This is a genomic window from Serratia sp. Nf2 (assembly GCF_003028435.1).
GTDB lineage: Bacteria > Pseudomonadota > Gammaproteobacteria > Enterobacterales > Enterobacteriaceae > Serratia > Serratia marcescens_L.
Genome location: NZ_PYTW01000001.1, coordinates 754060 through 780469, shown reverse-complemented (window position 1 = coordinate 780469; position 26410 = coordinate 754060). Strand labels below are relative to the sequence as shown.

Sequence of the window (26410 nt, the reverse complement as noted above, 5' to 3'; positions counted from 1 at the left end):
TCAGACACGCTCAATGATCATGGCGATGCCTTGGCCGACGCCGATGCACATGGTGCAAAGCGCGTAGCGGCCGGCTCGCCGTTCCAGTTCAAACAGGGCGGCCAGCGCCAGGCGCGCGCCGCTCATGCCCAGCGGATGCCCCAGGGCGATCGCGCCGCCGTTGGGGTTGACCTGCGGGGCATCGTCCGGCAGGCCAAGCTGGCGCATCACCGCCAACGCCTGGGCGGCGAACGCTTCGTTCAGTTCGATAACGTCCATCTGCGCCAGGCTCAGCCCGGCCATCTCCAGCACCTTGCGGGTGGCCGGCAGCGGGCCGATGCCCATCAGCCGCGGCTCCACGCCGCAGGTGGCGGTGGCAACGATGCGCGCGCGCGGCGTCAGCCCCTGGCGCGCCGCCATCGCTTCGGAGGCGACGATCAGGGCCGCCGCACCGTCGTTCAGGCCCGAGGCGTTGCCGGCGGTGACGCTGCCGGGCTGACGGAACGGGGTGTTCAGCGCCTGCAGCTGATCAAAGGTGGTGTCGGGGCGCGGGTGTTCATCCTGGCTAAACAGCGTCACCGCGCCTTTTTTGCCGGTGAGGCTGACCGGGGCTATCTCCTGCGCCAGGTGGCCCAGCGCCTGCGCCCGGGCGGCGCGCTGCTGGCTGCGCAGCGCAAAGGCGTCCTGATCGGCACGGCTGATGCTGAACTGCGCCGCGACGTTTTCGGCGGTCTCCGGCATTGAATCGGTGCCGAACTCGGCCTGCATCCGCGGATTGACGAAGCGCCAGCCGAGGGTGGTGTCGTACAGCTGCGCCTGGCGGCTGAAGGCGCTGTCGGCCTTGCCCATCACCAGCGGTGCGCGGGTCATCGATTCCGCGCCGCCCGCCAGCAGCAGCCCGGCGTCACCGGCTTTGATGCTGCGCGCCGCCATCGCCAGCGCATCCAGGCCCGAACCGCACAGGCGGTTCACCGTGGTGCCGGACACGCCGATCGGCACGCCGGCCAGCAGCAGCGCCATGCGTGCCAGATTGCGGTTGTCTTCCCCGGCCTGGTTGGCGCAGCCGAGGATCACGTCGTCCAGCTGCGCCCAATCCACCTGCGGATGGCGTTCCAACAGCACGCGCAGCGGCAGGGCGGCGAGGTCGTCGGCGCGCACCTGGGCCAGCGCGCCGCCATAGCGGCCGATCGGGGTGCGCACGCCGTCGCAGATAAATGCCTGATTCATGCCTGATCTCCTAAAATGCTGTGACCGAGGCGGTGCGCGCGGCCGCGGAACCAGGCGACGGTTTTGCCCAGTTGGTTAACGATCTCGACGTCATACAGCCCGGTGGCTTTGCCCTGATGGCGCATCTCCGCGCTGGCGGTGAGGCGGTCGCCGGCCAGCACCGGGCGGACGAAGTCGATGCTGCAGCCGGAGGCCACCGCCGCCAGCCCCTGGCTGTTGCAGGCGTAGGCGAAGGCGGTGTCCGCCAGGCTGAACAGCTGGCCGCCGTGGCAGGTCTGGTGGCCGTTGAGCATCTGCGGGCCGACGGTCATGCTGACCTGAGCGTACCCGGCATCGACGGCGTCGATGTGCATCCCCATCGCCTGAGCGCAGGTATCTTGCTGAAACATCTGTTCGGCGCAGCGCTGAGCCAGCGCGCGCGGCGTATTGGCGTTCATCGTTCGGCTCCTGGGAAAGAGGCGGGGGAAGCGTAGCGGCGCAGCAGCGGCATCGGGCGATAGCGCGCTTCGCCGTAATAGCGTTGCAGGTTTTCCAGCGTCGTCAGAATGTGGTGCCAGCCGAGCGCGGCGCCCCAGGCCAGCGGCCCGCGCGGATAGTTGACGCCACGCAGCATCGCCAGATCGGTATCTTCGGCGCTGGCGACGCCTTTGTTCACCACGTCGAGCGCTTCGTTGGCCAGCATGGCCAGGGTGCGCATCGTCAGCAGGCCGGGGTAATCCGGCAACGGAATGACCTGCTTGCCGAGGGACTGCAGCAGGCGAATCGCTTTGGCATTGTGTTGCGCATCGTTTTGCGCCGCGCAGCTGATGGCGATGGCGGGGGCGTGCGCATAGTCGGCACAGAGATCGAACAGCACCACGGGTGTTCCACGTTCGTCGGCCAGTTGGCCGGCGGTTTTACCATTAGTTAACATCAGTGTAACGTCGTCGATCGTGACGTGCGGGCTGGTCTGGCCGGGTTGTTTGATCGCCCCCGCATTTTCGATCAACAGTTCCGCCAAATCGGCCAGCGAAGACCAGTCGCCGTGCAGCGTAACGTGTTGCGGCAGCGCGGCCTGCACCGGTGACGCAAAGGCGATCTCGGTGGCGGATCGCGGTGCGTCGTAGCGGTAGAAACCGCGGCCGGACTTGCGGCCGAGGCGCCCGGCGGCCACCAGCTCCTGTTGCACCAGTGAGGGAGTGAAGCGCGGATCCTGATAGAAGGCCTGATACACCGAGTCGGTCACGGCGTAATTGACGTCCTGGCCGATCAGATCGGTCAACTGCAGCGGGCCCATGGCGAAACCGCCGGCGTCGCGCAAGACCGCGTCCAGCGTGGCGGCGTCGGCCACCCGTTCCTCCAGCGCGCGCAGGGTTTCGGCATAGAACGGCCGCGCCACGCGGTTGACGATAAACCCCGGCGTCGAGCGGCACACGACGCTTTGCTTACCCCAGCGCTGCGCCAGGGCCTGCAGCGCGGCGAGGGTCTCGGCGCCGGTCTCCAGACCGCTGACGATCTCCACCAGCTTCATCAGCGGCGCCGGGTTGAAGAAGTGCAGCCCGGCCATGCGTGCCGGGTGCTGCAGTGCCCCGGCGATGGCGGTGATCGACAGCGAGGAGGTATTGCTGGCGAACAGCGCCGTGGGCGAGCAGAGCGCCTCCAGATCGCGGAACAGGCCCTGTTTGATCGCCAGATTTTCCGCCACCGCTTCAATCACCAGCGTGCAGTCGGCCAGTTGATCGAGCGAGTCGGCGCGCTCGAGACGCGCCAGCAGGGCTTCGGTGATCGCGGCGTCGGCCTTGCCGCCGTTAACCCGCTGGCGCAGGCGGCGAGCGAGATCGTCGATCGCGCGCTGGGCGGCGGCGGGCGCGATGTCGAACAGCCGCACCGGGTGGCCGGCGGCGGCGGCCACCTGGGCGATGCCGATGCCCATGGTCCCGGCGCCGATCACCGCCACCTGGCCGTTAAGAAGGGGCGCGTTCATGGCTATTTCCCGCTGAAGTTTGGCGTGCGTTTGGCAAAGAACGCGCTGACGCCTTCGCGATAGTCGTCGCTGCGGCCGCCCAGGCGTTGCAGATCGCGCTCCAGATCGAGCTGCTGATCGAGGCTGTTGGTGGCCGAGCTGTAGAGGGCTTTCTTGATCAGCCCCAGGCCGTAGGTCGGCTGGGTGGCCAGATGGCGTGCCAGCGTTTGCGTGCGGTCGGCCAATTCATCCGCCGGTACCACCTGCCAGATCATGCCCCACGCCAGCGCCTGTTGGGCGCTGATTTTGTCACCCAGTAAGGCCATGCCCATCGCGCGGGCGTGGCCGGCCAGCCGCGGCAGGAACCAGCTGCCGCCGGAGTCAGGCACCAGCCCCAGACGGCAGAACGACTGAATGAAGCTGGCATTGTCGGCGGCGATGACGATATCGCACGCCAGGGCCAGCGCGGCGCCGGCGCCGGCCGCCACGCCGTTGACTGCGCATACCACCGGCTTCGGCAGGGCGGTCAGGCGACGGATCAGGGGGTTGTAAAAACGTTCGACCGACAGGCCGAGATCCGGCGCCTGCTGATCGGCGCTGACGTTGCGATCGTTGAGATCCTGCCCGGCGCAGAAACCGCGCCCGGCACCGGCGATCAGCAGGCAGCGTACGCTGTCGTCGCGCTCGGCTTGCGTCAGCGCTTCGCTCAGCTGGCGATGCATCTCATCGTTAAAGCTGTTGAGCCGATCCGGCCGGTTGAGGGTCAGCGTCAACACGCCGGCGTCGAGATGGCTGAGAATCAATGCGTTATCCATAAATCAGCGCCCCTGATAGTTTGGCGTACGTTTTTCGAAAAAGGCGGCGATGCCTTCGCGGCGATCGTCGGTGGCGGCCAGGGTGACGAACTGCTGACGCTCCATCGCCAGCCCCTGGCTAAGGCCGGTTTCCTCGGCCTGTTTCAGCGCCTGTTTGGCGGCGCGCAGCGCCAACGGCGCTTGACGGCTGATGCGATCGGCCATCTGCTGTGTGCGTTCCAGCGTCAGGGCATCGACGCACACTTCGCTGATCAGGCCGGCCTGCAGCGCGGTGCGGGCATCGATGGGCTCACCGGTCAGCACCATCTGGCTGGCACGCGACTTGCCGACGCAGCGGATCAGGCGCTGGGTGCCTCCGGCGCCCGGCATCAGGCCGAGGGTGATCTCCGGCAGGCCGAAGCGGGCGCTTTCTCCGCCGATGACGATGTCGCAGGCCAGCGCCAGCTCGCAGCCGGCGCCCAGGGCATAACCGTTCACCGCCGCCAGCAGCGGCTTGCTGAACTGCGCCAGACGCTGCCACAGCTGCGGACGGCGATCCGCCAGCGCGGCCGCCAGATCCTGCTGTTGCAGTTCGCGCAGATCGGCACCGGCGGCGAAGAAGCGCGCCGCGCCGGCGATCACCACGGCGCCCACGCCGCTGTCGGCGTCGGCCTGCTCCAGCCGGGCAACCAGCTGTTCCAGGCACGGCGTGCTCAGGGCGTTACGCGCCTCCGGGCGATGCAGCGTCAGCGTGACCACGCGGTGCTGCTGCTGATGCAAAATAAAGGGGGTGTCCATCACGGCTCCTAGACGTCGAAGTCCAATACCACGCCGTCGCTTTTCGGCCACGACTGGCAGCTCAATACGTAGCCCGCCGCCAACTGATCCGGCTCCAGGCTGTAGTTGACGCTCATCTCCACCTGGCCGGCCTTCAGACGGCATTTGCAGGTGGCGCATACGCCGCCTTTGCAGGCGTAGGGCAGGTCGGCTCCCTGGCGCAGCGCGGCGTCGAGAATGCTGTCGTCCTGTTCGCCGACCTCGATATCCAACCGGCGGCCGTCAAGCAGGATCGCCACCCGGGTGGCGTTGCGATCGCCGCTGCTTCGCGGGCGGGCGACCAGGCCGCTGGTGTTGAAGCGTTCGCTGTGGATGTGGTCGGCCGGGACGCCGGCCTGTTCCAGTACGGTTTGCGCGTCGTCCATCATCGATTCCGGCCCGCAGATAAAGGCGTGGTCATAGTCGCGGAAATCCAGCAGCGCGCCGCCGATCGCCGTCAGGCATTCACGGTCGATGCGGCCGCTGAGCAACGGGCTGTCGAGACTTTCCTGGCTGAACAGATACAGCGGCTGAAAACGTTGCGGGTAGCGGTTTTTCAGATCCGACAGCGCCTCTTTGAACATCATCGAACGGCTGTTGCGGTTGCCGTAGATCAGGGTGAAGCTGCTGCCCGGTTCGAGCAGCAGCGTCGCCTTGATGATCGACAGCATCGGCGTGATGCCGGAGCCGGCGGCGATCGCCAGGTAGTTGCCGTGGCGCTCTGCCTGCGGCTGGTAGCCGAAGCGCCCCTGAGGCACCATCACCTCCAGCGCGTCGCCGACCTTCAGCATGCGGTTGACGAAGCCGGAGAAGCGCCCCTGGTCAATCGCCTTCACGCCGATCTGCAGCAGGCCTTCCTGCGGCGAACTGCAGATGGAGTAGCAACGCCGCAGCTCTTCGCCGTTGACCAACGCCTTGAGCGTCAGGTGCTGGCCGGGGGTATAGCGGTATTGGTTTTGCAGCTCTTCGGGCACCCGCAGGGTAATGGCTACGGCGTCCGGCGTTTCGCGCTCGATGGCGGCGACGTTCAGGCGATGAAAGACCGTCATGGTGTCAGCGCTCCTATATGCATTTGAAATAATCGAACGGTTCCCGGCAGTCGCAGCAGCGGTACAGCGCTTTACAGGCGGTGGAGCCGAACTCGCTGATCTTCTCGCTGTGGGTGCTGCCGCAGCGCGGGCAGGCTACCGGGCCGTGGGCGTGCGGCCGATCGCAGGTGTGCCCCTGCGGTGGCGCTACGCCGTATTGCCGCAGCCGCTCGCGGGCGTCGGCGTTCATCCAGTCGGTGGTCCAGGCCGGGCTGAGGCGAATGTCCACCTGCACCGGGCTGAAGCCGGCGGCCGCCAGCCGCTGTTCGATGGCGTTGAGCAGAAATTCGGTGGCCGGGCAGCCGGAGTATGTCGGGGTGAAGGTCACGCGCCAGCCCGCGCCGTCGCGCGCCACGTCGCGCACCATGCCCAAATCAGTGATCGACAGCACCGGCAGTTCGGGATCGCTGATCTGCTGCAGGCAGTGCCAAATCTGCGGGATTTCGGCGGGTTGCAAACGGGTGACGTTCATCGCGGCCTCCTACCATTGACCGTTTGGATAGGCGCGCTGCAGGAACTGCATTTCCGCCAGCAGCGGGCCGAGGTGTTCGCTGTGCCGGCCTTGCTTGCCGCCGTGCCGGAACGCCTGTTCGGCAGGCAGCGCCAGCATCGCCTGGCGCAGCGTCTCTTCCACCTGCGCTTGCCAGGGGGCCTGCAGTTCGCGCGGATCGACGGCGATGCCTTGTTGCGCCAGTTCCAGCTCCAGCGCGTCGGCGTGGAACAGCTCGGCGGTGAAGCGCCACAGGTTATCCAGCGATTGCTGGATCTTGCGGTGGCTGACGTCGTTGCCGTCGCCCAGGCGGATCATCCAACCGTGGCTGAAGCGCAGGTGATAATCGGCCTCCTTCAATGACTTGGCGGCGATGGCGGCGATCTGCGCATCGCGGCTGCGGCTCAGCGCCTGGTGCAGCTGTACATGGTAGGCATCGAGCAGGAACTGACGCACCAGCGTGTCGTTGAAACCGCCGTTCGGCTGCTCCGCCAACAGCAGGTTATGAAACTGGCGCTCGTCGCGGCCGAAGGCCAGGCTGTCTTCGCTGCAGGGCGGGCCGGCCAGTTCGGCGGCGTAACCCAGAAAGTTGCGCGCCTGGCCGAGCAGATCGAGCCCGATGTTGGCCAACGCCAGATCGATTTCCAGCTCGGGCGCGTGGCCGCACCAGGCGCACAGGCGCTGGGCGAGGATCAAAGGCGTGTCGCCCTGGCGGAGCAAATAGCTGATGCGCGGATCGTTAACCGTCATGGTCGCCTCTACATGTTCTTGATGCCGTCGGGAATGGTGTAAAACGTCGGATGACGGTAGATCTTGTCTTCGGACGGATCGAAGAACGCGCCGCGATCTTCCGGCTGCGAGGCGATCAGGTGGCGCGACTGTACCACCCAGATCGAGCAGCCTTCGTTGCGGCGCGTATAGGCGTCGCGGGCATTTTCCAGCGCCATTTGATCGTCGGCAGCGTGCAGGCTGCCGACGTGGCGATGCGCCAGCCCTTGTTTGCTGCGGATAAACACTTCATACAGCGGCCATTCAACGTGGCTCATGATCTCGGTTCCTTATGTTGGCTATGCGGCGGAGGAGGCGTTTTTCGCGGCGTGGGCCATGGCGCCGTCGCGCACCCAGGCGCCGTCTTCCCAGGCGCGGCGTTTGGCCTGCAGGCGTTCGTGGTTGCATTGGCCGCGCCCTTTGATCACCTCATGCAGCTCGCTCCAGTCGATTTCGCCGAAACGATAGTGGCCCGCAGCGGCGTCCCAGTGCAGATCAGGATCCGGCGCCGTCATGCCCAGCGCTTCAAGCTGCGGCACGGTGTTGTCGACGAACTTCTGCCGCAGCTCATCGTTGCTGTGGCGTTTGATCTTCCACGCCATGCTTTGGGCGCTGTGGGGGGAGTCGGCGTCGCTCGGGCCGAACATCATCAGCACCGGCCACCAGAAGCGATCGATGGCGTCCTGCAGCATGGCGCGCTGCGTGTCGCTGCCGTTGGCCATCGCCATGACCGCCTCGTAGCCCTGGCGCTGGTGGAAACTTTCCTCTTTGCAAATCTTCACCATCCCCCGCGCATAGGGGCCGTAGGACGCGCGGCACAGCGCCACCTGGTTGACGATGGCGGCGCCGTCGACCAGCCAGCCGATCACGCCGATATCCGCCCAGTTGAGCGTGGGGTAATTGAAGATAGAGGAGTACTTCATCTTGCCGTCGAGCATCTTTTGGTAGATGTCCTGGCGCGAACAGCCGAGGGTCTCGGCGGCGCTGTAGAGATACAGACCGTGGCCGGCTTCGTCCTGCACTTTGGCCAGCAGCACCGCCTTGCGGCGCAGCGTGGGGGCGCGCGTCAGCCAGTTGGCTTCCGGCAGCATGCCGATGACTTCCGAGTGGGCGTGTTGGCCGATCTGCCGAATCAGATTCTGACGGTAGGCGTCCGGCATCCAGTCTTTGGCCTCAATGGCGATATCCGCCGCGATCTTGTCGTCGAAATGCTGCTGATACTGTGCTTCAGTTATCATACTTTCCTCTTGATGATTCGTATTTTTCGCATAAATGGTAAAAATGTGAATCACTTTAACTAACCATAAGGCTACAAACTGATAACAAAAAGATCAAACGTAATTCATGTGGTTTTGCGAGGTGACTCACAGGGTGTTTTGTTATAATTTTGATTTTATTTGATAAATAAAGTGATTGGTGCCTGGTTTATGACAGATGAAACGCTCTGAAAACGCCTTTTGTTTTCTTTTTGTTAAAATTTGGTTTGGCGTGGGCTGGCGTTTATGTGATACGTAATTAAGCTATAAGGTGAAAATTTATGAATTCCGGAGGGCACATGCAGCAGTTACACAGTTATCTTTCTGGGGCCTGGGTGTACGGGCAGGGAGAGGGGCGCCAGATCCGCCACGCCGTGACCGGCGAAGCGCTGTACCAGGTCTGCTCCGACGGCCTGCCGTTGGCGGCGAGCCTGAGCTATGCGCGCAGCCACGGCGGGCCGGCGCTGGCGCACATGACATTCCAGCAGCGCGCCCAGATGCTGAAAGCGGTGGCGAAACACCTGCTGGCGCATAAAGAGGCGCTGTATCAGATTTCCTATCAAACCGGCGCGACGCGCAGCGACGGCTGGGTCGATATCGAGGGCGGCATCGCCACGCTGTTCGCCTATGCCGGCATGGCCGGCCGCGATCTGCCGGACGATACCCTGTGGCCGGAAGACGAGTTGATCCCATTGTCGAAACAGGCGCAGTTCGCCGCCCGTCACGTGCTGACCTCGCGCCCCGGCGTGGCGCTGCACATCAACGCCTTCAACTTCCCCTGCTGGGGCATGCTGGAAAAACTGGCGCCGACCTGGCTGGCGGGCATGCCGGCCATTATCAAGCCGGCCACCGCCACCGCGCAGCTGACGCAGGCGATGGTCAGGCTGATCGTCGACAGCGGGCTGGTGCCGGAAGGGGCGCTGCAGCTGGTTTGCGGCGGTGTCGGCGACATGTTTGCGCACCTGGATTACCAGGATGCGGTGACCTTTACCGGCTCGGCGCAGACCGGACAGCGACTGCGGGCACACCCGCGTCTGTTGGAAAAATCGGTCGCGTTCACCATGGAGGCGGATTCGCTCAACTGCTGCGTGCTGGCGGAAGACGTGACGCCGGAAATGCCCGAGTTTGCGCTGTTTATCAAAGAAGTGTGCCGTGAAATGACCGCCAAGGCAGGGCAGAAATGCACCGCGATCCGCCGCATCATCGTGCCGGCGGCGCAGGTGGCGGCGGTGCGTCAGGCCCTGTTGCAGCGTCTGGCGGGGGTGACGGTGGGCGACCCGCAGCTGGAGCAGGTGCACATGGGGGCATTGGTCAGCCACGAGCAGCGTGAAGATGTGCAAAGCAAGGTGGAGTTCCTGCTGCGCAACGGCTGCGAACCGCTCTGTGGCGCGGCGCTGGATAAGCTGGACGTGCTGGGCGACGGCGCGCGCGGCGGGGCGTTTTATCCGCCGACCCTGCTGTATTGCGCCGATCCGTTGACCCATCAGGCGGTGCACGGCACCGAGGCCTTCGGCCCGGTGGCGACCCTGATGCCGTATGCGGATACCGAGCAGGCGATCGCGTTGGCGTTGCTGGGGCAGGGCAGCCTGGCGGGATCGCTGGTGACCGCCGATCCGGCATTGGCCACGCGCTTCATTCGCGCGGCGGCCTGCGCCCACGGCCGCATGTTGATTTTAGATGAGCAGGCGGCGGCGGAGTCCACCGGCCACGGTTCGCCGCTGCCGATGCTGGTGCACGGCGGCCCGGGGCGCGCCGGCGGCGGTGAAGAGCTGGGCGGGCTGCGCGCGGTGAAACACTATATGCAGCGCACGGCGATCCAGGGCAGCCCGGCGATGCTGGCGGCCATCGGCGGCGAATGGGTGCGCGGCGCGCCGGTCGCCGAGCATCCGGTGCATCCGTTCCGGAAATACTTCGAGCAGCTGCAGCTGGGCGACAGCCTGTTGACCGCGCGCCGCACCGTGACCGAAGCGGATATCGTCAACTTCGCCTGCCTGAGCGGCGACCATTTTTACGCGCACATGGACAAGATCGGCGCCGCCGACTCGCTGTTCGGCGAGCGGGTGGCGCACGGTTACTTTGTGGTGTCCGCTGCGGCCGGGCTGTTTGTCGACGCCGCCGTCGGGCCGGTGATCGCCAACTACGGCATGGAGAATCTGCGCTTTATCGAACCGGTGAAGATCGGCGACACCATTCAGGTGCGATTGACCTGTAAAAAGAAAATCCGCAAGCCGCAGAAAACCGCCGAAGATCGCCCGCACGGCGTGGTGGTGTGGGATGTGCAGGTGTTGAATCAGGAACAGCAGCCGGTGGCGCTGTACAGCATTCTGACGCTGGTGGCGCGCCAACAGGGGGACTTCGAGGCGTGATGCGCGTTGGCCGCCGCCGCCGGCACCCCCGGCGGCGGCGAATCAGTCAGATCAACGGCTGGCCGCGCAGCTGTTCCAGCACTTTCAGCGGTGAACGCTGCGGATCCTGCATTTTATTGACCGGCAGCAGGAAAGTCTGTTCCAGCATAAACTGGCCGCCCATCGCGGCGTGCGGCGTTTGGTCCGAGAAGCAAATCCAACTGCTGCCCGGCGGGAACGCCAGCGCCAGCTGCGGCCCCTGTTGCTGATAATCGCCGTCGGCCTTCATGGCGTCATGCAACTGCAGCATCAGGTGGTCATAATGGCTGCGGCGGGTTTTGGTGATGCGCACCTGATGCTGCAACCAGCTGCTGAAGGCGGAGTAGCGTGCGAGGCGCGGCATAAAGCGTGTTGCCAGCTCAGGGAACGGCTCGCCGACCCGCCATTGGCGATGCTCGCCGTGCGGATTGATGTTGGTGAAAATGCGCAGAATGCGTTCACCGTAGTTCGGGCGCGACGGGAAAGCGTCGACGTGCAGCCGGCTATCGTCTTTGCGCCAGGAACTGGTCGCCCGCCAGGCGGAGACCGGATGCAAGCGCAGGCTGCCGGTCGGGTGGTGCAGCCCCTCCTGATACTCAGGCAACAGCCCGGCGATCAGCTGGCGGCAGGATTGGTAATAGCGCTCCAGCAGTTGCTGAACCTGCTGGCGGCGTTCCGCGACGGCGACGCCGCTCAGCTTGCCGGACAGCGGTTGATAGCTAATGTTTTTGCGCTTCGGATCGGCCAACGTCGGATCCAGCAGCGGCATTTCCTGTTCAGACAGGGTGAAGGCCAGTTCGGGCAGAAACAGCACCTTGCCCTGTTCCAGTTCGCTGACCGCGCTGGATGCTTCTTGCGCCGCCCATTGTCGTAACGGCAGCGTCAGGACGGCTTGTTCACGTATAATATCGCCAGTAGGCATGAGATCTCCTCGCAAATCTATATCGCTTTATTCCCGCCTTTCAGGTTGCCGCGTGATTGGCTGCACTGGCTTGCGCAGTGGCTGGCTGGAGCGGCGTCAACAGGCCGCCCAATTGCAACGTGAAATTTGTGGGTTCTATTATGGATGTATCAGCAGGGCGCAGTGCGCCGAAGCGTGCGATGGCTTCCTGATATAGAGAATAGTCCCAATAAGGGTATCACCGGCAATACCAATGAAAAGTAAACGAGGGCTAAACGGGGCTGTGCGTGGGCACGAATAATCAAAAATGGCACGAATTGTCTGCGGAATGGCGAGTTTTTATCTTATTGAATTATAATGAAAATAAATATTCTGCTTATTTATTGGCGTTATTCTATTCAACGTGCAGGGTAAACCGGGGAAATAATGTTGCGGAGGGGAATTATTTCATTTTGTCGGTAGAATAAATCGGGCCGCCAAATTTTGGTGACCCGAGTAATGATTAAGCGCCGTAAATGCAGTTTTTGCCTTTTTTCTTGGCCTGATATAACGCACTGTCCGCCTCATTGATAAAGCTGATCGGCGTATCGTTATACATATGCGGCACTTTGGCGCAGATGCCGATGCTGATAGTGACGATGCCGTGCGGGTTGCCCTGATGCGGAATTTTCAGATCGCGCACCGCCTGGATGACCCGTTCGGCGAAAATCAGCGCGCCCTGAACGTCGGTATCCGGCAGGATAATCCCCATCTCTTCGCCGCCGTAACGCGCCAGAACGTCGTTGCTTCGGCATGCCAACCCTTTGAGCGTTTGGCCGATCTGCTGCAGGCACTGGTCACCGGCGACGTGGCCATAGCTGTCGTTGTACTGTTTGAAATAGTCGATATCCAGCATCAGCAGCGCCACGCTGCGGTAGTTGCGCGAAGCCCGCGCCAGCTCGTTCTTCAGCGCGATATCAAACTGGCGGCGGTTGGCCAGCCCGGTCAGGCCGTCCAGCAGCGCCAGCTCTTCGAGCATCTGGTTGATGCTGGTCAGCTGATCGCGGGTGCGCATCAGCTCGGCTTCGGTTTGCATGCTGTGCTTGATTTGCCGCAGCAGCACCATGCCCATCGCCAACAGGATCATCAGCAGAGAGAGGCCGCCGGCGGCGAACAGACCGGCGTCGGTGCGCCAGTCCGCCAGCGCGTCGCGTTTCGACAACCCGGCGGCGATCACCAACGGAAAGCGGTTGACCCGCGAATAGCCGTAGATACGCTCTACTTTGTCGTACAGCGAGGTGATGGTGGCGTTACCGAATTCCGAATGCGGCAAAATTTCGCTGAACAGCACGCCCTTGGCGATGTTTTTACCGATCGACGCCGCCGAGTAAGGGCGGCGGTAAAGGATGGTGCCGTCCGCCAGCAGCAGATTCAGGGAGGCGTCGGTGTTGAGGGCGAAGCTGTCGTAAAACTGGCGGAAATAATCGACGTACAGCGTCGCCAGCACCACGCCGCCAAAGCTGCCGTCCGGATTGTTGAAACGCCGCGAAACGGGAATGATCAGATCGCCGGTGGTGCGGCTGCGGATCACCTTGCCGATGTACAGGCCGCCGCCGTCGCGGTTTTGATGGTATTTGAAGTAATCGCGATCGGCGTTGTTGGCGTTCTTGATGAATTTGCCCGAGGAGGTCGCCAGCCAGCGGCCGCGCGCATCGTAGAGAAACAGCCCGTGCAACTGCGGCAGGTTGCCGACCTGCGTCTGCATGACGCGCTGCAGCCGCGTCAGCTGCGATGGGCCCAACCCGTCGGTTTGGAGACGTTCGGTCAGATCGAGCAGGTTGCCGTCCACCTGCAAGAAAGTATCGTCGGCATGCTGCGCCAGCGAGCGGGCGAGGTTGGCGGATTCATGTTCGGCGCTGCGCAGATCGCGCTGGTGCGCGTTCCAGATTTGCCAGCTGTTAAAGAGGATCAGCGTGGCGGCAACGATGATGACAAACACGCCGGCCTGAAATAATAATGGGGAGCTTTTAACGCTGCGCGCCGGCACGGCATCCTGTATGGGTTGCTGCTGAGTCATGTCACCCTTGTTGTTTGATTACTATTCAATTTGAGTTAAGAGCAATCTTATATTTTATGCACAAATGCGTTAGACCTCTAGCCTTTAACGAGGCGATAGGGCGAAAGGTCGATCGCAACCCGCATCAGCGGCGGTGTGAACACGTTGGAGTGAAAGAGCCATGTCGGATTACATCATTATCGCTTTACTGACGCTGGCGGTGTATTACCCCCTTACGCTGGGAACGCTGGCGGTGATGATGTACTTCGCCTGGCGGCGGCGCCGGTCGCCCTATTGGCGGTTGGGATTGGCGTTGTTGGCGCTGCTGTTCCTGCTGTTCGCCAAGGCGGCGTATGACTGGCACCGCTATGGCTAGCGGCGCCATGACGGGTTATTCCACGTTGATCATCCAGTTGACGCCGAATTTGTCGGTCAGCATGCCAAAGCCTTTGGCCCAGAAGGTAGCTTGGTACGGCATCGTTACCTGGCCGCCCTGCGCCAGATTGTCGAACAGTCTGCGTCCTTGTTCCGCATCGCTGGGGTTCAGCGACAGCGAGAAACCTTTGTGAGAAGCGCCGCCGCTGTCATCTTGCGGACAGCCGTCGGAGGCCATTAGTACGCCGTCGCCGATCAGCAGGCGCGCATGCATGATCGCTTCCGGATTGGCGTCCTGCGGCCCGCCTTGCCGGGCCTCTTCGGGCATGTCTTTATAACGCATGACCATTTCAATTTTGGCATTCAACTGCTGTACGTAGAAGTTAATCGCTTGCTCACAGTTACCGCTGAAAAACAGATAGGGTTGTACCAGCATGACATTGACCTCGGTTGTGGCCCGACAGGCAACGACCGGCCCTCGGGCAGGAAGAAATGGTTGCTGGCGGCAATAATTGCCGTCGGTGACTTATTAGTGTAGTTCCCCTGACGCAGAATGCTTGTGCGAGGCGAGCGCCTTCGCCGGCGGCGTGACGGGCGAAGGCGCGAAGGCGGTTAATACAGCGAAGGTTCGCCGGGTGGGCGGGTTTTAAAGCGGCGGTGCAGCCACATATATTGGTCGGGGGCCAGCAGCACCTGTTCTTCCACCACGCGGTTCATCTTGGCCGCCGCGCGCGTTTCATCATCCAGCGGGAAGTCCGTCAGCGGCGGCTGCACGATCAGCTCATAGCCCTGCGCATTTGGCAGGCGGCGCGGCACGAAAGGCACGATCGACGGCCGCCCCAGGCGCGCCAGGATAACGGTACCGGTGGTCGTGGCAGCGTTTTCCACCGCGAAGAACGGTGCGAACACGCTGCTTTGCGGCCCATAATCGTGATCCGGCGCGTACCACAGGATTTCGCCCTGTTTCAGGTTGCGGATCATGCCTTTGATATCTTTACGATCGATCATGAATTTATTCGAGCGCAGCCGGCCGCGGGTCTGTACCCACTCCATCAGCCTGTTGTTGTGCGGGCGATGCACGCCGATGCCGGGGTTTTGCATGCCGAAAATGCGCGCGCCCAGTTCCAGCGTCAGGAAATGCAGACCGATCAGCAGAACGCCTTTGCCGTCCTGGCGCGCCAGCCGCATGTTTTCCATGCCGCTCACTTTGAACCAGCGGGCGATGCGCCAGTCGGGCCAGAACCAAGCCATGCCGACTTCGAACAGGCCCATGCCGACGGACTCAAAATTTTTGACGATCAGCGCCTCGCGCTCGGCGGCGGGCATTGCGGGGAAGCAGAGTGCTAAATTGCGGCGCGCTATTTTTACCCGGCGTTTCATCAGGCGCATGGCTATTCTGCCAAGGCCGTGTCCGAGTCGATAAATGAGCGGGTAGGGCAGTAATACCAAGAGATAGAGTATTCCCAGCCCTATCCAGAGCAACCAATAACGAGGGCGCAAGAATTCGCGCTCAAAGCGTTGGTTAGAAAACATTTTTCCTGTGATTCCTTTTCTTTCCCAATGGGACCTTAACCCACGTTGTTATAAGGCGAATGATAGAGCATTTTGTGCTAAATAGGATTTTCCATTAATGCTTTTCTTACACTTTATTTAAGCGCAGGCGAAAAACGGAGTGAGATAGGATTTTTACCGAGGAAAGGGAGGGTATTTCCCGCTATTTCAACCGGCTGGCGAAATTGAAAAATAAAGACACAATTAAGCACATCGCAAAAGTGACAACTGCTATGTAACCTTAATGAAACAGTAACGCGGCGGAACCGTCCCAAACGGCGGCCAGTGCGTACAGTAGCGCGAGAATCAAGACAAAAGGTGCATTGAACATCGGCGTTTCCTCCAGGAGGATATGTTTAAAGTTTAGCCTTGTGAGATGACACTGCGATGAAATCAGATCATTTTTTGCACGGTGAAATTCAGACGGACGGAAATGGGTAAACCGCTGATTTTTTACTATAGTCATAGTGTGAAGTTGTGCGTTTGCCGCCGGACGCCTCCGCATTGAGCGGCAGCGGGCAGGTTGCCCAGAGCAAGATCGCGGAGCGGACGACGCCTGGCGCGAAACATGTGACGAGATTCTCAGAGGGTTGGTCTGTAAGGATTTGACATGTCATATGAAAATGACGATCTAAACGGTGTTGAGCAACCGAGCGACTATGTGAAAACCACCGCCTGCGAAGTGAGCAGCGGTGTAAAAGCAGCGCTCGAGCAATCATGTGCCTGCCTCAAGGATCACCCTTGGGCGGGGATAGGCGCCGGTGCCGTCGTGGGCCTGGTAATAGGATTTCTGTTAGGCAAAAGGTAATAGGGAGAGTAAAGATGGGCATCATTTCCTGGATCATTTTTGGTTTAATCGCCGGTATCTTGGCCAAGTGGATTATGCCGGGCAAAGACGGCGGCGGCTTTATTGTGACCGCTATATTGGGGATCGTGGGCGCCGTCGTCGGCGGCTATATCAGCACCTTCTTCGGTATGGGCCGCGTTGACGGTTTTAACCTGGGCAGCTTTGTGGTGGCGGTAATCGGTGCCCTGGTGGTGCTTTTTGTCTACAGGAAGATCAAAGGCTAAGCAGCCGTTGCTCAACAGGGTCGCCGCGGCGGCCCTTTTTCGTGAAATCAATCCGGCGGTGCGGCACAGACCGTACCTGCTGAAAGGGGAATATCATGGGTCTGTTCGATAGCGTATTGGGTAACATTCTGGGCGGCGGCGCCAATGGTAAAGGCATCGACTACATCGCCATTATGCAGTGGGTCGAGCAACAAGGCGGCTTGCAGGCCATTTTGGATAAATTCCGTCAGGGGCAGTTCGGTGATATCGTTGGTTCCTGGCTCGGCAATGGCGAAAATCAGCCGATTACCGGTGATCATGTGCAGCAGGCGTTGGGTAGCGACGCGATCAATCAACTGGCTGAAAAACTGGGCATCGATCCTGCGCAGGCGTCCAGCACCATTGCACAGTTCTTGCCATCGGTCGCGGATGCCGCCTCGCCAAACGGTGAAGTGCAGCAAGACAGCAACGAACTGGGCGACATGGTCGGCAAGCTGTTCAAATAACGTTCATGCTCCCGGCGTCTGGCCGGGGGCATTCACTCCGCTAATTCCCTCGATCGCCGTCAACGCCTGCTGCAGATGCGCCACCCAGGCGCGCACTTTCTCCGGAATAAATCGTAAGGCGGGATAGACCGCGTGCAGCGCCATGGGCGGGTAGCGGTATTCCGGCAAGACGGGCACCAGCGCCCCCGACGCCAGTTGCTCGGCGATTAAAGGCCGTTGAGCGCCGCCGATACCGGCCCCAGCCTCAATGGCGGCCAGCAGCGATAGCGTATTGTTGGCGCGGAACGTGGGCCGCAGCGCCACCACCTCGGGGCCATGCGGGCCGAACAGGGTAAGCGTATCGCCGTCGTTCAAACCGCTGTAACGAATGTGCGCATGTTTAGCCAGCTCTGCCGGCGAACGTGGCGCGCCATGCTTGGCCAGATAGGCCGGAGACGCCACCAGCAGGCGTTGCAGCTCGCCCAAACGTTTCGCCACCATGCCGGGCGCATGCAGTTCACCGAAGCGCAGCGCCACGTCGATGCCTTCGCCGATCACGTCGGCGCGCCGATCGTCCAGCAGCAGCTCGATGACGAGGATCGGATGACGTTGCTGGAAAGCGATGGCTAGCGGTGTGACGTGCCGTTGGCCGAACCCGGTCGGTGCGTGAATGCGCAGATTGCCCTGCAACTGGTGGTGCTGGCCGTGCAGTGCATCTTCCGCTTCGTCGACCGCCGCCAGAATCGGTTTGAGGCGCTGATAATAACCGCTGCCGGCATCGGTCAGGGTGACCGCCCGTGTGCTGCGAAACAGCAGTTGGGCCCCCAGTTGCTGCTCCAGGCCGGCGATTTGCTGACTGACCGCCGGCTGCGTCAAACGCAGATCGCGAGCGGCGGCCGACAGGCTGCCCAGTTCCGCCACCCGCATAAAGGTTTTCATTGCGTTCAGCTTATCCATGTCGATCTTGCCTATAGATTTTTCTTATAAGTGTTAGTGGAAAGCCTCTTCTACCGCAAGTATCACTAATCAATAACACTCAGGGCATCGACAACCTGAGGAGTGGCAAGATGAATACAAAGCGACAGGCATTGGTGATCGGCGCCAATGGCGTGATTGGGCGCCGATTGATTGAGGAGCTGACCGGCCAGGGCTGGCAAGTGGTGGGCGTCTCGCGTCGGGGTGGGGAACCGGCACCGGGAGTGCGCCACCTTCAGGTTGATCTGCTGGATGCGGCGGCGACGCGCGACGCGCTGCGGCCGCTGAGCGCGGTGAGTCACGTTTTCTATGCCGCCTATCAGGATGCGCCGGACTGGGCGGGGCTGGTGGCGCCGAATCTGCAGATGTTGCAGCACGTCGTCGAGGGGCTGGAGCCGACCGCACCGGCGTTGGAGCACATCAGTTTGATGCAGGGCTATAAGGTGTATGGCGCACATTTGGGGCCGTTTAAAACGCCGGCGCGCGAAAGCGACGCCGGGCATATGCCACCGGAGTTTAACGTGGCGCAGCAGCAGTATCTGGCGCAGCGGCAGGCCGGCAAACGTTGGCGTTGGAGCGCCATTCGCCCGAGCGTGGTGGGAGGCTTCTCCCTTGGCAATCCGATGAACCTGGCGTTAAGTATCGCGGTTTATGCATCGATCAGTAAAGCGCTTGGGCTGCCGTTGCGTTTCCCCGGCAAGCCGGGCGCTTATCACAGCCTGCTGGAAATGACCGACGCCGGGCTGTTGGCGCATGCCACGCTGTGGGCGGCGACCGAACCGGCGGCGGCCAATCAGGCGTTTAATATCAATAACGGCGATCTGTTTCGCTGGAGCGAGATGTGGCCGAAAATCGCCGCTTACTTTGGGCTGGAATGTGCACCGCCGCTGCCGATGCCGCTGGAGAGCATGATGGCGGACAAAGCGCCGCTGTGGCGGGAGCTGGTGCAACGGCACCAATTGGCCGAGCCGGACTATCGCGCGGTGGCCGGCTGGCGTTTCGCCGATTTCGTCTTTTCCTGGGACTATGACATGTTCGCGGACGGCAGCAAGGCGCGGCGCTTCGGTTTCCATCAGTTCGTCGAAACCGAAGCCATGCTTTTCTCGCTGTTCGATGAGTTCCGCCGTCGCGGCATCATCCCCTGAGCGTGGCATCGGTTTCCCCGCAGCGCAGACCGCGGGGAATGGCCTCAGAACGTCAGCATGATCTTGCCGATGTGCTCGCTGGACTCCATCAGCGTATGCGCGGCGGCGGCCTGCTCAAGCGGGAAGGTTTTAAAAATTTGCGGTTTCAGCACGCCGCGTTCCAGCAGCGGCCAAACCTTCTCGCGCAGCTCGGCGGCAATCTGCGCTTTGTCCGCCACGCTGCGCGAACGTAGCGTCGAACCGGTATGGGTCAGGCGTTTCAACAGCAGCGGCATCAGATTGAGCTCTTTCACCACGCCGTTTTGCGTGCCGATTTGCACGATGCGGCCTTCCATCGCCGCAGCCTGATAGTTTTTGGCTACATAATCGCCGGCGATCAGGTCGACGATCACGTCGGCACCTTTGCCGTTGGTGGCGTCTTTGGTGCGTGCGACAAAGTCTTCGCTGCGGTAGTTAATCGCCACGTCGGCGCCCAGCGCCAGGCTGGCCTGACGTTTCTCTTCGGATCCGACGGTGGTGATCACCTGGGCGCAGAAGGCCTTCGCCAGCATGGTGGCGACCGTGCCGATACCGGAGGTGCCGCCATGGATCAACACGGTCTCGCCGGCCTTGAGGTGACCGCGCTGGAACACGTTGACCCAGACGGTAAAGAAGGTTTCCGGCAGCGCGGCGGCTTCGGTCAGGCTCAGACCTGCCGGTACCGGCAGTGCATTGCTTTCATGCACAGTGCAGTATTGCGCATAACCACCGCCGGCGATGAGGGCACAAACCCGATCGCCGGGCGCGAAGTGGGTCACCCCTTCACCGATAGCCACCACTTCGCCGGCGATTTCCAGGCCGGGGATATCCGAGGCGCCGGGCGGCGGCGCATAGTTTCCCTGGCGCTGCAGCACGTCGGGGCGGTTAACGCCGGCGGCGGCGATTTTCACCAGCAGTTCGCCTGCCTGTGGTACGGGTACCGGACGTTCGGTAACGACCAGAACTTCGGGGGCGCCCGGCTGGCTGATTTCAATCGCTTTCATCGTACCGGGCAGCGCTGCATTTGTTGACATGGTTACTCTCCTCATCGTGGCGGACGTGGCGATCGGGCAAAACGTCCGCAATAAAGTCTGCTCTTAGCTTAGCGAAATCGAATGAGGCGCGCGTGGTCGAATAGAGCGGTTTTACGAGGAAGGGGCGAAGCCGCCGCGATGGGCGGCAGGGTATCAATCGTTAGGCGGGATGCGGAACCCTTTCAACGAGACGATGAAGTGTTCTTTTCCTTTGGAAATCTTGGCGCCTTTATCGCACCACAGGCTGGCAAGCTGGAAGAAGTCGTCGCTGCCGATGTCGTAGGCCAGTTCGATTTTCTTGGCGGTGCCGGCGCGGATGAGTTTTTCTGCTTCCTGATGGTTTGCAGCTTTAATTATGGTCATGGGCGAAATCCTTGGTGTTAAGCCAGAGCGGATAAACGCAAATTATCATATGGCCATAATGTGACAATTTTGTGATGAAAGCATGACAGTCCGCAAAGGCACGGCGCGCGATGTGCCGGGCCCTCGCGGTGAAAGCGCGTTGCCGGTTACCGATCGTACGGGCGGACGAGTGTGCTTTTTTTCTGAGATTTTAAATGTTTGTAGAGGGCGAAACCCGCAATGCCGGCCAAGACGGCCAGGAGGGCAAGGGATCCTGTGGCCATGAACGTTACCTCCGAATAAGAATGGCAAGGAGGCGTATTTGTGACATTCATCACTTTGTGGGGCAATGAGAGCAATCTGTAATCGGAAGACGCGTTGAGGGAGGGACCCAAAAAAAAGCGCCTATAGGGAGGCGCATAAAGATTTGCAACACAGCTTGTTGTGTTCAACACCAGGAGGAGTGGTGAACTAAGGCATATTCTATGCAGCGGCAAAGGAGGCTGATATAGGTATTACTCCGAAAGCGCCACTACCACTCATAGCCCAGCTGAATGTTGTAATCGGGATCCTGATTGGTGGAATAAGGATCAGACTGACGGCGGCGATCGGTTTTCTTCACCGGGCCTTCATATGCGGGATAAGGTTTGGCGCGCGGTTTGCTGCAGCCTGGATGATCGCACTCGATATCGACGCGAAAACCGCTTTTATCTCTCGCCTCTGCCCAGGCAATCGGCGGTTTTTCCGCTTTGGGGGCCGGCCCTGAAGGGGCTGGCGGTTTGGGCGCGGGAGCCACGCTGGGCTCGGGGGCTTGATAATTGAGTTCCAGTGCACTCTGGGGAGCGCTGTAAGCGGCAAAGGCCAGCAGGGCGGCGGCGCTGGCAGCCGGTAATGTAAGCCATCTCGGCATGGTGAATCTCCCTGAATGATTTCGTCAGGCAACTATAAAACAGCAGAACGAGAATTACTATCATTTGCCTTGGGCGTTACGGGTGAGCCAGGCGGCGCCTCGAACGGTAGACAGGGTCAAATCCTGCGCGTTTAGCCGAGATTAGCGTCCCGTCACGGCGAAAAAGGTTGCTATTGCCGCTCGCTCATGAGTTAATGATGTCGGCCTGTGGTACAGACCTATTTATGCACGACATTTTGAGTAAAGTAGTTCAAATTTAAAGCGTTATCCCGGATAGCCCTTCTCTGACGAATTTCCTTTCCAGTGCCTCCATAAGTAACTGATGACCGGCTACCTCGCCCATGGCGGCTTACATTTATTATTGAAGGAAATTAGACATGTCTAACATGATCAAAGGTCAAGTGAAGTGGTTCAACGAAGCTAAAGGTTTTGGTTTCATCACCCCAGCAGACGGCAGCAAAGACGTATTCGTACACTTCTCTGCTATCCAGGATCAAGGCTTCAAGACCCTGGCTGAAGGCCAGAACGTACAGTTCTCTATCGAGAACGGTGCGAAAGGTCCATCTGCGGCTAACGTTACCGCTATCTAATTGGCGTCTAGCGCTGATTGAAAAAAACCCGCCGCGGCGGGTTTTTTTATGCCTGCCATTTGGCAGCGCGCAAAAAAAAGCCCGCAAGTCTGCGGGCAAAAGTTCCTTGTTACTTCTTCATTTGCGAGCGCTTCTCTGGGGGGAAACGCCTGAAGACAGGCTACGCGAGGCCGGCTTAAGATTCTGCGGCCAAACCGTTAAGAAAGTGAAAATCCAGGCGGCTGCTACGCTGATAGCAGAGGCCGGCGGGGCTAGAGCGGTGTCCATTACCCTCGCTTTTGTAATACACTGACGGCAATCGCAAATAATGGGGAACGGTATGCAGGTTAACGATCGAGTGACGGTAAAAACAGACGGCGGCCCGCGGCGTGAAGGCGTCATTCTGGCCGTAGAGGTGTTCAACGAAGGCACCATGTATCTGGTTTCTCTTGACGACTACCCGGCGGGCGTATGGTTTTTTAATGAAATCGACAGCCGTGACGGCACGTTTGTGGAGCTCTGTCGCGAGCACGATGGGCAGTAACTTCGGCTAATCTCATTAATTTGCTAATGAAATTGTCCATTTTGAGATTATTTCATGGCGGTAAGATTATTTTTATCGACGGCAAAAAAATACCCGCTGCGCTAGCGGGGGATAACGCAGCAGGTATTCTTTTAAGGGTCTCGGCGCCTGATATCCAGATGACATTATCACCGGGTATTTAACGGCCGGCAAAACAGAGTGGGGCGTTCTCTGTGGTTCAACGGCTATTGACAAATATTCCACTGGTCAAGGTATCGGTCAAACGAACAACGTGGTAAATGATCTGCTTGTTGTGCGTTTTTATTTTCCGCTTGATGTTTCCTTTGTGGGAAGAGACCGTTTTGGCCTTTATTTGCATCTGGTCTGATATCTGGATGGTGCCTTGACCGGACATCCACATGCGTAACATGTTCGATTCAGTCTGGCTCAGCGTTACCGGTGTTTGATCCAGAGAAGATTTCTCCGTTCGGAGGGACGTTCTCTCGAGATAGTGACTAAGTAGCTGATTCATAGTCTCTGGTTTGATGGATTTTGACGATATGATGACGTTCTTGCGAACATATAAATAATCGTCGAAATGTACGTTGGTAATGGCCATGAAGATGAAGAATAACGTATCCGGGTGCAGTGAAATCACCCGTTTTATTCGCTCGGTGGCGTTTGCTTCGTGGATGAAGCAGTCCTCGTTAATAAACACCAGGCTGGGATTCAACTTACTGCATTTTTCGTGCAGGCTGTCAATGTCCTCGATGGCATTAATATGGCGTTTCTTCACGCCATGCGAAGTCAGATAGTCGGTTAAACCCAATCTGGTATAGCTACATGAATCCATGATGATCGTTGGCATATCGCACCCCCACTTAAATCCGTTTTACTGCGGTAATATGAGAAAAAGCCTAAAAAGCCGAAAGGCAAAATGGAGCAATAATTCAGTGTAGCGAGTGTTCTATCAATAAACACGGCGTCACTCAATGATATTTTCATACTAAACTTATTAATTGCATGAATCTATAAGTTTGGCTTAAGTCAGAACGATCTGCTGCCCGTCCAGCTTCGGCATGTTGAGCCTGATTTGCGCTTGGCGCCCGTGCCTGTCTGCATTGCTTGCCGCGAATCTGTTCATCATGTCACGAAACAAAATTTTAGTTTGCTAGGAAAAGTCTTAAAAAAAATTCATGTGTCGTTTTTTTGAAGTGTTTCAGCGCATTTTTTGAGTGGTCAAAAAACGCCTCCCCCGAAGGTCTTTGTTTTTTACATATAAAAATCATTATGTTGCGGTGCTTTTTTCTTCTCAAGCTAATGATAAGCATTTCTTTTTTTATCATAACAACAAACAAAAGTTAACATTATGGCCGGAATGTGTAGCTTAATTGTTGCTATAAGTCACCGTTTTACAATGAGTTATCTGGATATTTATTTCACGTGGAATAGTTTTCGTGAATGTTTAACGGTGATTCAGTGATTTTTCTAAACTATCATCCTGCTGCCCGATCCGCGGGGCAGGAATGGCAGGTCGGAGTTGTCTCTGGCCCGCGTTGGTTTTAACTTGCCTCTCCACCTTTCAAAAAACAGGATGCCGCGGTGAGACGGAATCAGTATGGGCAGCCGATAGGTGAAGCCCTCCCTCATTGGCAGCCGGCAGGCATGCCCGGGCACACATCGTTGCGAGGGCGGTTTTGCCGCCTCGAACCGCTTAACCTCGAGCGCTGGGGGGATGCGCTTTATCAGGCTTATCAAACCGCCGAGGACGATCGCGACTGGACCTATTTGTTTTGGGAACGGCCGCAGTCGCGCGCAGATTTCCAGCATTATCTCCAGGCGCAGACGTCCAACGCAGACAGAAACACGATGGTGGTGATCGATCGGGCGAATGGGCGCGCGGTAGGAACCTGCGCCTTTTTGCGCATCGATCCTGGCAACGGCGTGGCCGAATTGGGCACCATCAACTGGTCGCCGCTGATGAAGCGCAGCGCGCTGGGCAGCGAGGCGATTTTCCTGATGCTGCGGCATCTGTTCGACGATCTTGGCTACCGGCGCTGCGAATGGAAATGCGATAGCCTCAATCTGCCTTCGCGCCAGGCCGCCGAGCGCTTGGGTTTCCGCTATGAAGGCACGTTCCGCCAGGCGGTCGTCGTCAAAGGACGCACGCGCGACACCGACTGGCTGTCGATTGTCGACGGGGAGTGGCCGGCGCGGTGCGCGGCGTTTGCCGCCTGGCTGTCGCCGGATAACATCAGCGATGACGGGCGGCAAGAGCTGCGTTTGCAGGCTTTCCAACTCGGCTAGTGCGCCGCGCGCGTTAGGCCGTTTCCGCCAGGCAATGGCGCAGCGAGTCCAGCGCCAGCCGGATGTCCCGTTCCTCCGTCATCCAGTTGACCAGTGCGGCGCGGATCCCTGGCTGACGGTTATAGGTCGTCGGGGTGCAACGCACCACGCCGTGCCGGTTAAGGCGCTCGAGAAAGCGATCGCGCGCCGCTTCGCTGTCGCCCTGCGGGTGGCTGAGCGCGAAGCACACCACGTTCAAATTCACCGGCGCCAGCAGCTGGAAACCGTCGTCGGCTGCCAGCGCCGCACCCAGCGCCTGCGCCAATCGGACGTTGCGCTCGACGATATCCCGTATGCCGCTGCGGCCATAGGCTTTCAACGTCAGCCAGAGCGGCAGGGCGCGAAAGCGGCGCGAATTTTCCGGTGTCAGGTGCAGATAGTTATCCGGCCGCGGCGTCGGCGCTTCCAGGTAGGCTGAATGGTTCTGAAATACCTGCATCTGCAGATTCAGGTGGCGGGTAAATTGGATCGCGCTGTCATAAGGTACGTTCAGCCATTTGTGCGCATCGACGGTGATGGAATCGGCATGCTGCCAGCCCTCGAGCCTTGGGGCGTACAGCGGCGAGCAGGCCGCCACGCCGCCGAAAGCCGCATCGACATGCAGCCAGAACGGATAGCGCTCCCGCAGCGCCAGCAGACGCGGCAGATCGTCGAAGGCGACGGTGTTGACCGTGCCGGCGCTGGCCAGCACCAACGTGGGGCGGCCTTCACCGGCGGCGAGCTGTCGCTCCAGCGCCGCCATATCCATGGCTTCCGAGTCCGGCAGGCTGGCGACGGTCGTCAGCGCGTCGCGGCCGATGCCGAGCATGCTGAGCGCCTTCACGCTGCTGGAATGCGGGTTGGCCGCCAGCACCCGGATCGGGCCCAGCGCCGCCAGGCCCCGTTGGGCGATATCCACGCCGTGCTGTTGCCCCAGCCACTGCCGGCCAATGGCCAGTCCGGCGAAATTGGCCATGGTGGCACCGCTGACCAGGCTGCCGCTGAACGCTTCCGGCAGGCCCAGCAGGGATTTCAACTGCGTCACGGCGGCCAGCTCGATCGCCGCAGCGATCGTATCATGGCTGAGTTGGCTATTTTGGTCTGTCACGCTAACCAGCCAGTCCGCCGCGACCGCCGCTGGGGTACCGCCGCCGGTGACGAAGCCGAAATAACGCGGGCCGGCGCTGGCGGAAATGCCCGCCTGATAACGTTGCCAAAAATCATCCAGCGCCGCCAGGGCGCCTTCGCCGTTTTCCGCCAGCCGATCGTCACCGGGTTGCAGTTGCTGTTGCGTGAGCGGTGGGCAGACCGAGCGCTCACGCAGCCCGGCCAGAAAATCTTCCGCCAACTGGCGGGTGTGGTCGAGGATCTGCGGAAACTGTGTAAGATCCTGTTGTAAACGTGGGTGCATGGCGGCTCCGAAAGCAT

General features: G+C 60.3%; 29 protein-coding genes. 9 read left to right on the top strand and 20 right to left on the bottom strand.

Features of this window, described 5'->3' with window-relative positions; genetic code table 11:
• The 10 genes from pcaF to paaA are packed head-to-tail and all read right to left on the bottom strand — an operon-like array spanning window position 1 to window position 8342.
• Window positions 1-1206: a 3-oxoadipyl-CoA thiolase gene (gene pcaF, locus C9411_RS03720; RefSeq protein ID WP_107226438.1), complete on the bottom strand. Its 1206-nt coding sequence runs from the start codon at window positions 1204-1206 to the stop codon at window positions 1-3.
• Window positions 1203-1643, bottom strand: a complete 441-nt coding sequence (gene paaI, locus C9411_RS03715) for a hydroxyphenylacetyl-CoA thioesterase PaaI (protein WP_107226437.1) — start codon at window positions 1641-1643, stop codon at window positions 1203-1205. The genes pcaF and paaI overlap by 4 nt, the downstream gene beginning before the upstream one ends.
• Window positions 1640-3169 (bottom strand): 3-hydroxyacyl-CoA dehydrogenase, encoded by a 1530-nt coding sequence (locus C9411_RS03710; protein ID WP_107226436.1) that lies wholly within the window; start codon window positions 3167-3169, stop codon window positions 1640-1642. The genes paaI and C9411_RS03710 overlap by 4 nt, the downstream gene beginning before the upstream one ends.
• Before the next feature lie 2 nt (window positions 3170-3171).
• The gene (gene paaG / locus C9411_RS03705) at window positions 3172-3963 is read right to left on the bottom strand and encodes a 2-(1,2-epoxy-1,2-dihydrophenyl)acetyl-CoA isomerase PaaG (RefSeq protein ID WP_063990398.1); all 792 of its coding nucleotides are present in this window, start codon (window positions 3961-3963) and stop codon (window positions 3172-3174) included.
• 3 nt (window positions 3964-3966) lie between these two features.
• Window positions 3967-4740, bottom strand: a complete 774-nt coding sequence (gene paaF, locus C9411_RS03700; RefSeq protein WP_063990397.1) for a 2,3-dehydroadipyl-CoA hydratase PaaF — start codon at window positions 4738-4740, stop codon at window positions 3967-3969.
• 8 nt (window positions 4741-4748) lie between these two features.
• Window positions 4749-5807 (bottom strand): 1,2-phenylacetyl-CoA epoxidase subunit PaaE, encoded by a 1059-nt coding sequence (gene paaE / locus C9411_RS03695; protein ID WP_107226435.1) that lies wholly within the window; start codon window positions 5805-5807, stop codon window positions 4749-4751.
• 13 nt (window positions 5808-5820) lie between these two features.
• Window positions 5821-6318, bottom strand: a complete 498-nt coding sequence (gene paaD / locus C9411_RS03690) for a 1,2-phenylacetyl-CoA epoxidase subunit PaaD (RefSeq protein WP_033653577.1) — start codon at window positions 6316-6318, stop codon at window positions 5821-5823.
• 9 nt (window positions 6319-6327) lie between these two features.
• The gene (gene paaC, locus C9411_RS03685; protein WP_107226434.1) at window positions 6328-7086 is read right to left on the bottom strand and encodes a 1,2-phenylacetyl-CoA epoxidase subunit PaaC; all 759 of its coding nucleotides are present in this window, start codon (window positions 7084-7086) and stop codon (window positions 6328-6330) included.
• A gap of 8 nt (window positions 7087-7094) precedes the next feature.
• Window positions 7095-7382: a 1,2-phenylacetyl-CoA epoxidase subunit PaaB gene (paaB, locus tag C9411_RS03680; protein ID WP_004935173.1), complete on the bottom strand. Its 288-nt coding sequence runs from the start codon at window positions 7380-7382 to the stop codon at window positions 7095-7097.
• Between the two features lie 21 nt (window positions 7383-7403).
• A complete protein-coding gene (gene paaA, locus C9411_RS03675) occupies window positions 7404-8342 on the bottom strand; it encodes a 1,2-phenylacetyl-CoA epoxidase subunit PaaA (RefSeq protein ID WP_199200107.1) in 939 nt (312 codons plus the stop codon).
• Window positions 8343-8659: 317 nt separating this feature from the next.
• Between paaA and paaZ the strand changes: the two genes are divergently transcribed.
• Window positions 8660-10726, top strand: coding sequence for a phenylacetic acid degradation bifunctional protein PaaZ (paaZ, locus tag C9411_RS03670; protein ID WP_107226432.1), 2067 nt, complete (start codon window positions 8660-8662; stop codon window positions 10724-10726).
• A gap of 46 nt (window positions 10727-10772) precedes the next feature.
• Here the strand turns inward: paaZ and C9411_RS03665 are convergent, their stop codons facing one another.
• Window positions 10773-11666, bottom strand: a complete 894-nt coding sequence (locus C9411_RS03665; RefSeq protein WP_107226431.1) for a Kdo hydroxylase family protein — start codon at window positions 11664-11666, stop codon at window positions 10773-10775.
• A gap of 481 nt (window positions 11667-12147) precedes the next feature.
• The gene (locus C9411_RS03660; protein ID WP_063990391.1) at window positions 12148-13701 is read right to left on the bottom strand and encodes a sensor domain-containing diguanylate cyclase; all 1554 of its coding nucleotides are present in this window, start codon (window positions 13699-13701) and stop codon (window positions 12148-12150) included.
• A gap of 160 nt (window positions 13702-13861) precedes the next feature.
• Between C9411_RS03660 and C9411_RS03655 the strand changes: the two genes are divergently transcribed.
• The gene (locus C9411_RS03655; RefSeq protein WP_063990390.1) at window positions 13862-14056 is read left to right on the top strand and encodes a hypothetical protein; all 195 of its coding nucleotides are present in this window, start codon (window positions 13862-13864) and stop codon (window positions 14054-14056) included.
• A gap of 15 nt (window positions 14057-14071) precedes the next feature.
• Here C9411_RS03655 and yjdN read toward each other — a convergent pair whose 3' ends face one another.
• Window positions 14072-14491: a VOC family metalloprotein YjdN gene (gene yjdN, locus C9411_RS03650; protein ID WP_063990389.1), complete on the bottom strand. Its 420-nt coding sequence runs from the start codon at window positions 14489-14491 to the stop codon at window positions 14072-14074.
• Window positions 14492-14667: 176 nt separating this feature from the next.
• Window positions 14668-15588 carry a Kdo(2)-lipid IV(A) acyltransferase gene (locus C9411_RS03645; RefSeq protein WP_107226430.1) on the bottom strand — a complete coding sequence of 307 codons (921 nt, stop codon included), beginning with the start codon at window positions 15586-15588 and terminating at the stop codon, window positions 14668-14670.
• A gap of 628 nt (window positions 15589-16216) precedes the next feature.
• Between C9411_RS03645 and C9411_RS03640 the strand changes: the two genes are divergently transcribed.
• From C9411_RS03640 to C9411_RS03630, 3 genes are all read left to right on the top strand, one after another.
• Entirely contained in the window at window positions 16217-16414 is a 198-nt protein-coding gene (locus C9411_RS03640) for a hypothetical protein (protein WP_063990387.1), read from the top strand.
• A gap of 14 nt (window positions 16415-16428) precedes the next feature.
• A complete protein-coding gene (locus C9411_RS03635; RefSeq protein ID WP_063990386.1) occupies window positions 16429-16677 on the top strand; it encodes a GlsB/YeaQ/YmgE family stress response membrane protein in 249 nt (82 codons plus the stop codon).
• Window positions 16678-16772: 95 nt separating this feature from the next.
• The gene (locus C9411_RS03630) at window positions 16773-17162 is read left to right on the top strand and encodes a YidB family protein (RefSeq protein WP_107226429.1); all 390 of its coding nucleotides are present in this window, start codon (window positions 16773-16775) and stop codon (window positions 17160-17162) included.
• Between the two features lie 3 nt (window positions 17163-17165).
• Here C9411_RS03630 and C9411_RS03625 read toward each other — a convergent pair whose 3' ends face one another.
• A complete protein-coding gene (locus tag C9411_RS03625) occupies window positions 17166-18098 on the bottom strand; it encodes a LysR family transcriptional regulator (RefSeq protein ID WP_107226428.1) in 933 nt (310 codons plus the stop codon).
• A 110-nt stretch (window positions 18099-18208) separates the two neighbouring features.
• On the opposite strand from C9411_RS03625, the gene C9411_RS03620 reads away from it, so the two are divergent.
• Window positions 18209-19261: an SDR family oxidoreductase gene (locus C9411_RS03620; protein ID WP_107226427.1), complete on the top strand. Its 1053-nt coding sequence runs from the start codon at window positions 18209-18211 to the stop codon at window positions 19259-19261.
• 44 nt (window positions 19262-19305) lie between these two features.
• Here C9411_RS03620 and C9411_RS03615 read toward each other — a convergent pair whose 3' ends face one another.
• From C9411_RS03615 to C9411_RS03605, 3 genes are all read right to left on the bottom strand, one after another.
• Window positions 19306-20313: an NAD(P)H-quinone oxidoreductase gene (locus C9411_RS03615; protein WP_107226426.1), complete on the bottom strand. Its 1008-nt coding sequence runs from the start codon at window positions 20311-20313 to the stop codon at window positions 19306-19308.
• A gap of 153 nt (window positions 20314-20466) precedes the next feature.
• The gene (locus C9411_RS03610; RefSeq protein ID WP_004935132.1) at window positions 20467-20676 is read right to left on the bottom strand and encodes a hypothetical protein; all 210 of its coding nucleotides are present in this window, start codon (window positions 20674-20676) and stop codon (window positions 20467-20469) included.
• 511 nt (window positions 20677-21187) lie between these two features.
• Window positions 21188-21565 carry a hypothetical protein gene (locus C9411_RS03605; RefSeq protein WP_063990381.1) on the bottom strand — a complete coding sequence of 126 codons (378 nt, stop codon included), beginning with the start codon at window positions 21563-21565 and terminating at the stop codon, window positions 21188-21190.
• Between the two features lie 377 nt (window positions 21566-21942).
• Between C9411_RS03605 and cspE the strand changes: the two genes are divergently transcribed.
• Together cspE and dsrB are read left to right on the top strand one after the other, a co-directional pair.
• Complete coding sequence (gene cspE / locus C9411_RS03600) at window positions 21943-22155, top strand: transcription antiterminator/RNA stability regulator CspE (protein WP_004935122.1); 213 nt, start codon at window positions 21943-21945, stop codon at window positions 22153-22155.
• Between the two features lie 319 nt (window positions 22156-22474).
• On the top strand, window positions 22475-22678 hold the full coding sequence (dsrB, locus tag C9411_RS03595; protein WP_060420622.1) for a protein DsrB: 204 nt from the start codon (window positions 22475-22477) through the stop codon (window positions 22676-22678).
• Window positions 22679-22895: 217 nt separating this feature from the next.
• On the opposite strand, the gene rcsA is transcribed toward dsrB, so the two are convergent.
• On the bottom strand, window positions 22896-23525 hold the full coding sequence (gene rcsA, locus C9411_RS03590) for a transcriptional regulator RcsA (protein WP_004935115.1): 630 nt from the start codon (window positions 23523-23525) through the stop codon (window positions 22896-22898).
• 797 nt (window positions 23526-24322) lie between these two features.
• Between rcsA and C9411_RS03585 the strand changes: the two genes are divergently transcribed.
• Window positions 24323-24964 carry a GNAT family N-acetyltransferase gene (locus C9411_RS03585; RefSeq protein WP_107226425.1) on the top strand — a complete coding sequence of 214 codons (642 nt, stop codon included), beginning with the start codon at window positions 24323-24325 and terminating at the stop codon, window positions 24962-24964.
• Between the two features lie 13 nt (window positions 24965-24977).
• Here the strand turns inward: C9411_RS03585 and C9411_RS03580 are convergent, their stop codons facing one another.
• The gene (locus C9411_RS03580) at window positions 24978-26393 is read right to left on the bottom strand and encodes a pyridoxal-dependent decarboxylase (protein WP_107226424.1); all 1416 of its coding nucleotides are present in this window, start codon (window positions 26391-26393) and stop codon (window positions 24978-24980) included.
• Window positions 26394-26410: the final 17 nt, after the last annotated feature.

Excerpts from the sequence above, each read along its gene's own strand:
- C9411_RS03630 (WP_107226429.1), top strand. The coding sequence starts at position 16,773 with ATGGGTCTGTTCGATAGCGTATTGGGTAACATTCTGGGCGGCGGCGCC.
- pcaF (WP_107226438.1), bottom strand. The coding sequence starts at position 1,206 with ATGAATCAGGCATTTATCTGCGACGGCGTGCGCACCCCGATCGGCCGC.
- paaE (WP_107226435.1), bottom strand. The coding sequence starts at position 5,807 with ATGACGGTCTTTCATCGCCTGAACGTCGCCGCCATCGAGCGCGAAACG.
- paaC (WP_107226434.1), bottom strand. The coding sequence starts at position 7,086 with ATGACGGTTAACGATCCGCGCATCAGCTATTTGCTCCGCCAGGGCGAC.
- cspE (WP_004935122.1), top strand. The coding sequence starts at position 21,943 with ATGTCTAACATGATCAAAGGTCAAGTGAAGTGGTTCAACGAAGCTAAA.
- C9411_RS03660 (WP_063990391.1), bottom strand. The coding sequence starts at position 13,701 with ATGACTCAGCAGCAACCCATACAGGATGCCGTGCCGGCGCGCAGCGTT.
- C9411_RS03620 (WP_107226427.1), top strand. The coding sequence starts at position 18,209 with ATGAATACAAAGCGACAGGCATTGGTGATCGGCGCCAATGGCGTGATT.
- yjdN (WP_063990389.1), bottom strand. The coding sequence starts at position 14,491 with ATGCTGGTACAACCCTATCTGTTTTTCAGCGGTAACTGTGAGCAAGCG.
- C9411_RS03585 (WP_107226425.1), top strand. The coding sequence starts at position 24,323 with ATGCCCGGGCACACATCGTTGCGAGGGCGGTTTTGCCGCCTCGAACCG.
- C9411_RS03605 (WP_063990381.1), bottom strand. The coding sequence starts at position 21,565 with ATGCCGAGATGGCTTACATTACCGGCTGCCAGCGCCGCCGCCCTGCTG.
- C9411_RS03710 (WP_107226436.1), bottom strand. The coding sequence starts at position 3,169 with ATGAACGCGCCCCTTCTTAACGGCCAGGTGGCGGTGATCGGCGCCGGG.
- paaG (WP_063990398.1), bottom strand. The coding sequence starts at position 3,963 with ATGGATAACGCATTGATTCTCAGCCATCTCGACGCCGGCGTGTTGACG.
- C9411_RS03625 (WP_107226428.1), bottom strand. The coding sequence starts at position 18,098 with ATGGATAAGCTGAACGCAATGAAAACCTTTATGCGGGTGGCGGAACTG.
- C9411_RS03655 (WP_063990390.1), top strand. The coding sequence starts at position 13,862 with ATGTCGGATTACATCATTATCGCTTTACTGACGCTGGCGGTGTATTAC.
- paaA (WP_199200107.1), bottom strand. The coding sequence starts at position 8,342 with ATGATAACTGAAGCACAGTATCAGCAGCATTTCGACGACAAGATCGCG.
- C9411_RS03645 (WP_107226430.1), bottom strand. The coding sequence starts at position 15,588 with ATGTTTTCTAACCAACGCTTTGAGCGCGAATTCTTGCGCCCTCGTTAT.
- C9411_RS03580 (WP_107226424.1), bottom strand. The coding sequence starts at position 26,393 with ATGCACCCACGTTTACAACAGGATCTTACACAGTTTCCGCAGATCCTC.
- C9411_RS03610 (WP_004935132.1), bottom strand. The coding sequence starts at position 20,676 with ATGACCATAATTAAAGCTGCAAACCATCAGGAAGCAGAAAAACTCATC.
- paaF (WP_063990397.1), bottom strand. The coding sequence starts at position 4,740 with ATGGACACCCCCTTTATTTTGCATCAGCAGCAGCACCGCGTGGTCACG.
- rcsA (WP_004935115.1), bottom strand. The coding sequence starts at position 23,525 with ATGCCAACGATCATCATGGATTCATGTAGCTATACCAGATTGGGTTTA.
- paaB (WP_004935173.1), bottom strand. The coding sequence starts at position 7,382 with ATGAGCCACGTTGAATGGCCGCTGTATGAAGTGTTTATCCGCAGCAAA.
- dsrB (WP_060420622.1), top strand. The coding sequence starts at position 22,475 with ATGCAGGTTAACGATCGAGTGACGGTAAAAACAGACGGCGGCCCGCGG.
- C9411_RS03665 (WP_107226431.1), bottom strand. The coding sequence starts at position 11,666 with ATGCCTACTGGCGATATTATACGTGAACAAGCCGTCCTGACGCTGCCG.
- C9411_RS03635 (WP_063990386.1), top strand. The coding sequence starts at position 16,429 with ATGGGCATCATTTCCTGGATCATTTTTGGTTTAATCGCCGGTATCTTG.
- C9411_RS03640 (WP_063990387.1), top strand. The coding sequence starts at position 16,217 with ATGTCATATGAAAATGACGATCTAAACGGTGTTGAGCAACCGAGCGAC.
- paaZ (WP_107226432.1), top strand. The coding sequence starts at position 8,660 with ATGCAGCAGTTACACAGTTATCTTTCTGGGGCCTGGGTGTACGGGCAG.
- paaD (WP_033653577.1), bottom strand. The coding sequence starts at position 6,318 with ATGAACGTCACCCGTTTGCAACCCGCCGAAATCCCGCAGATTTGGCAC.
- paaI (WP_107226437.1), bottom strand. The coding sequence starts at position 1,643 with ATGAACGCCAATACGCCGCGCGCGCTGGCTCAGCGCTGCGCCGAACAG.
- C9411_RS03615 (WP_107226426.1), bottom strand. The coding sequence starts at position 20,313 with ATGTCAACAAATGCAGCGCTGCCCGGTACGATGAAAGCGATTGAAATC.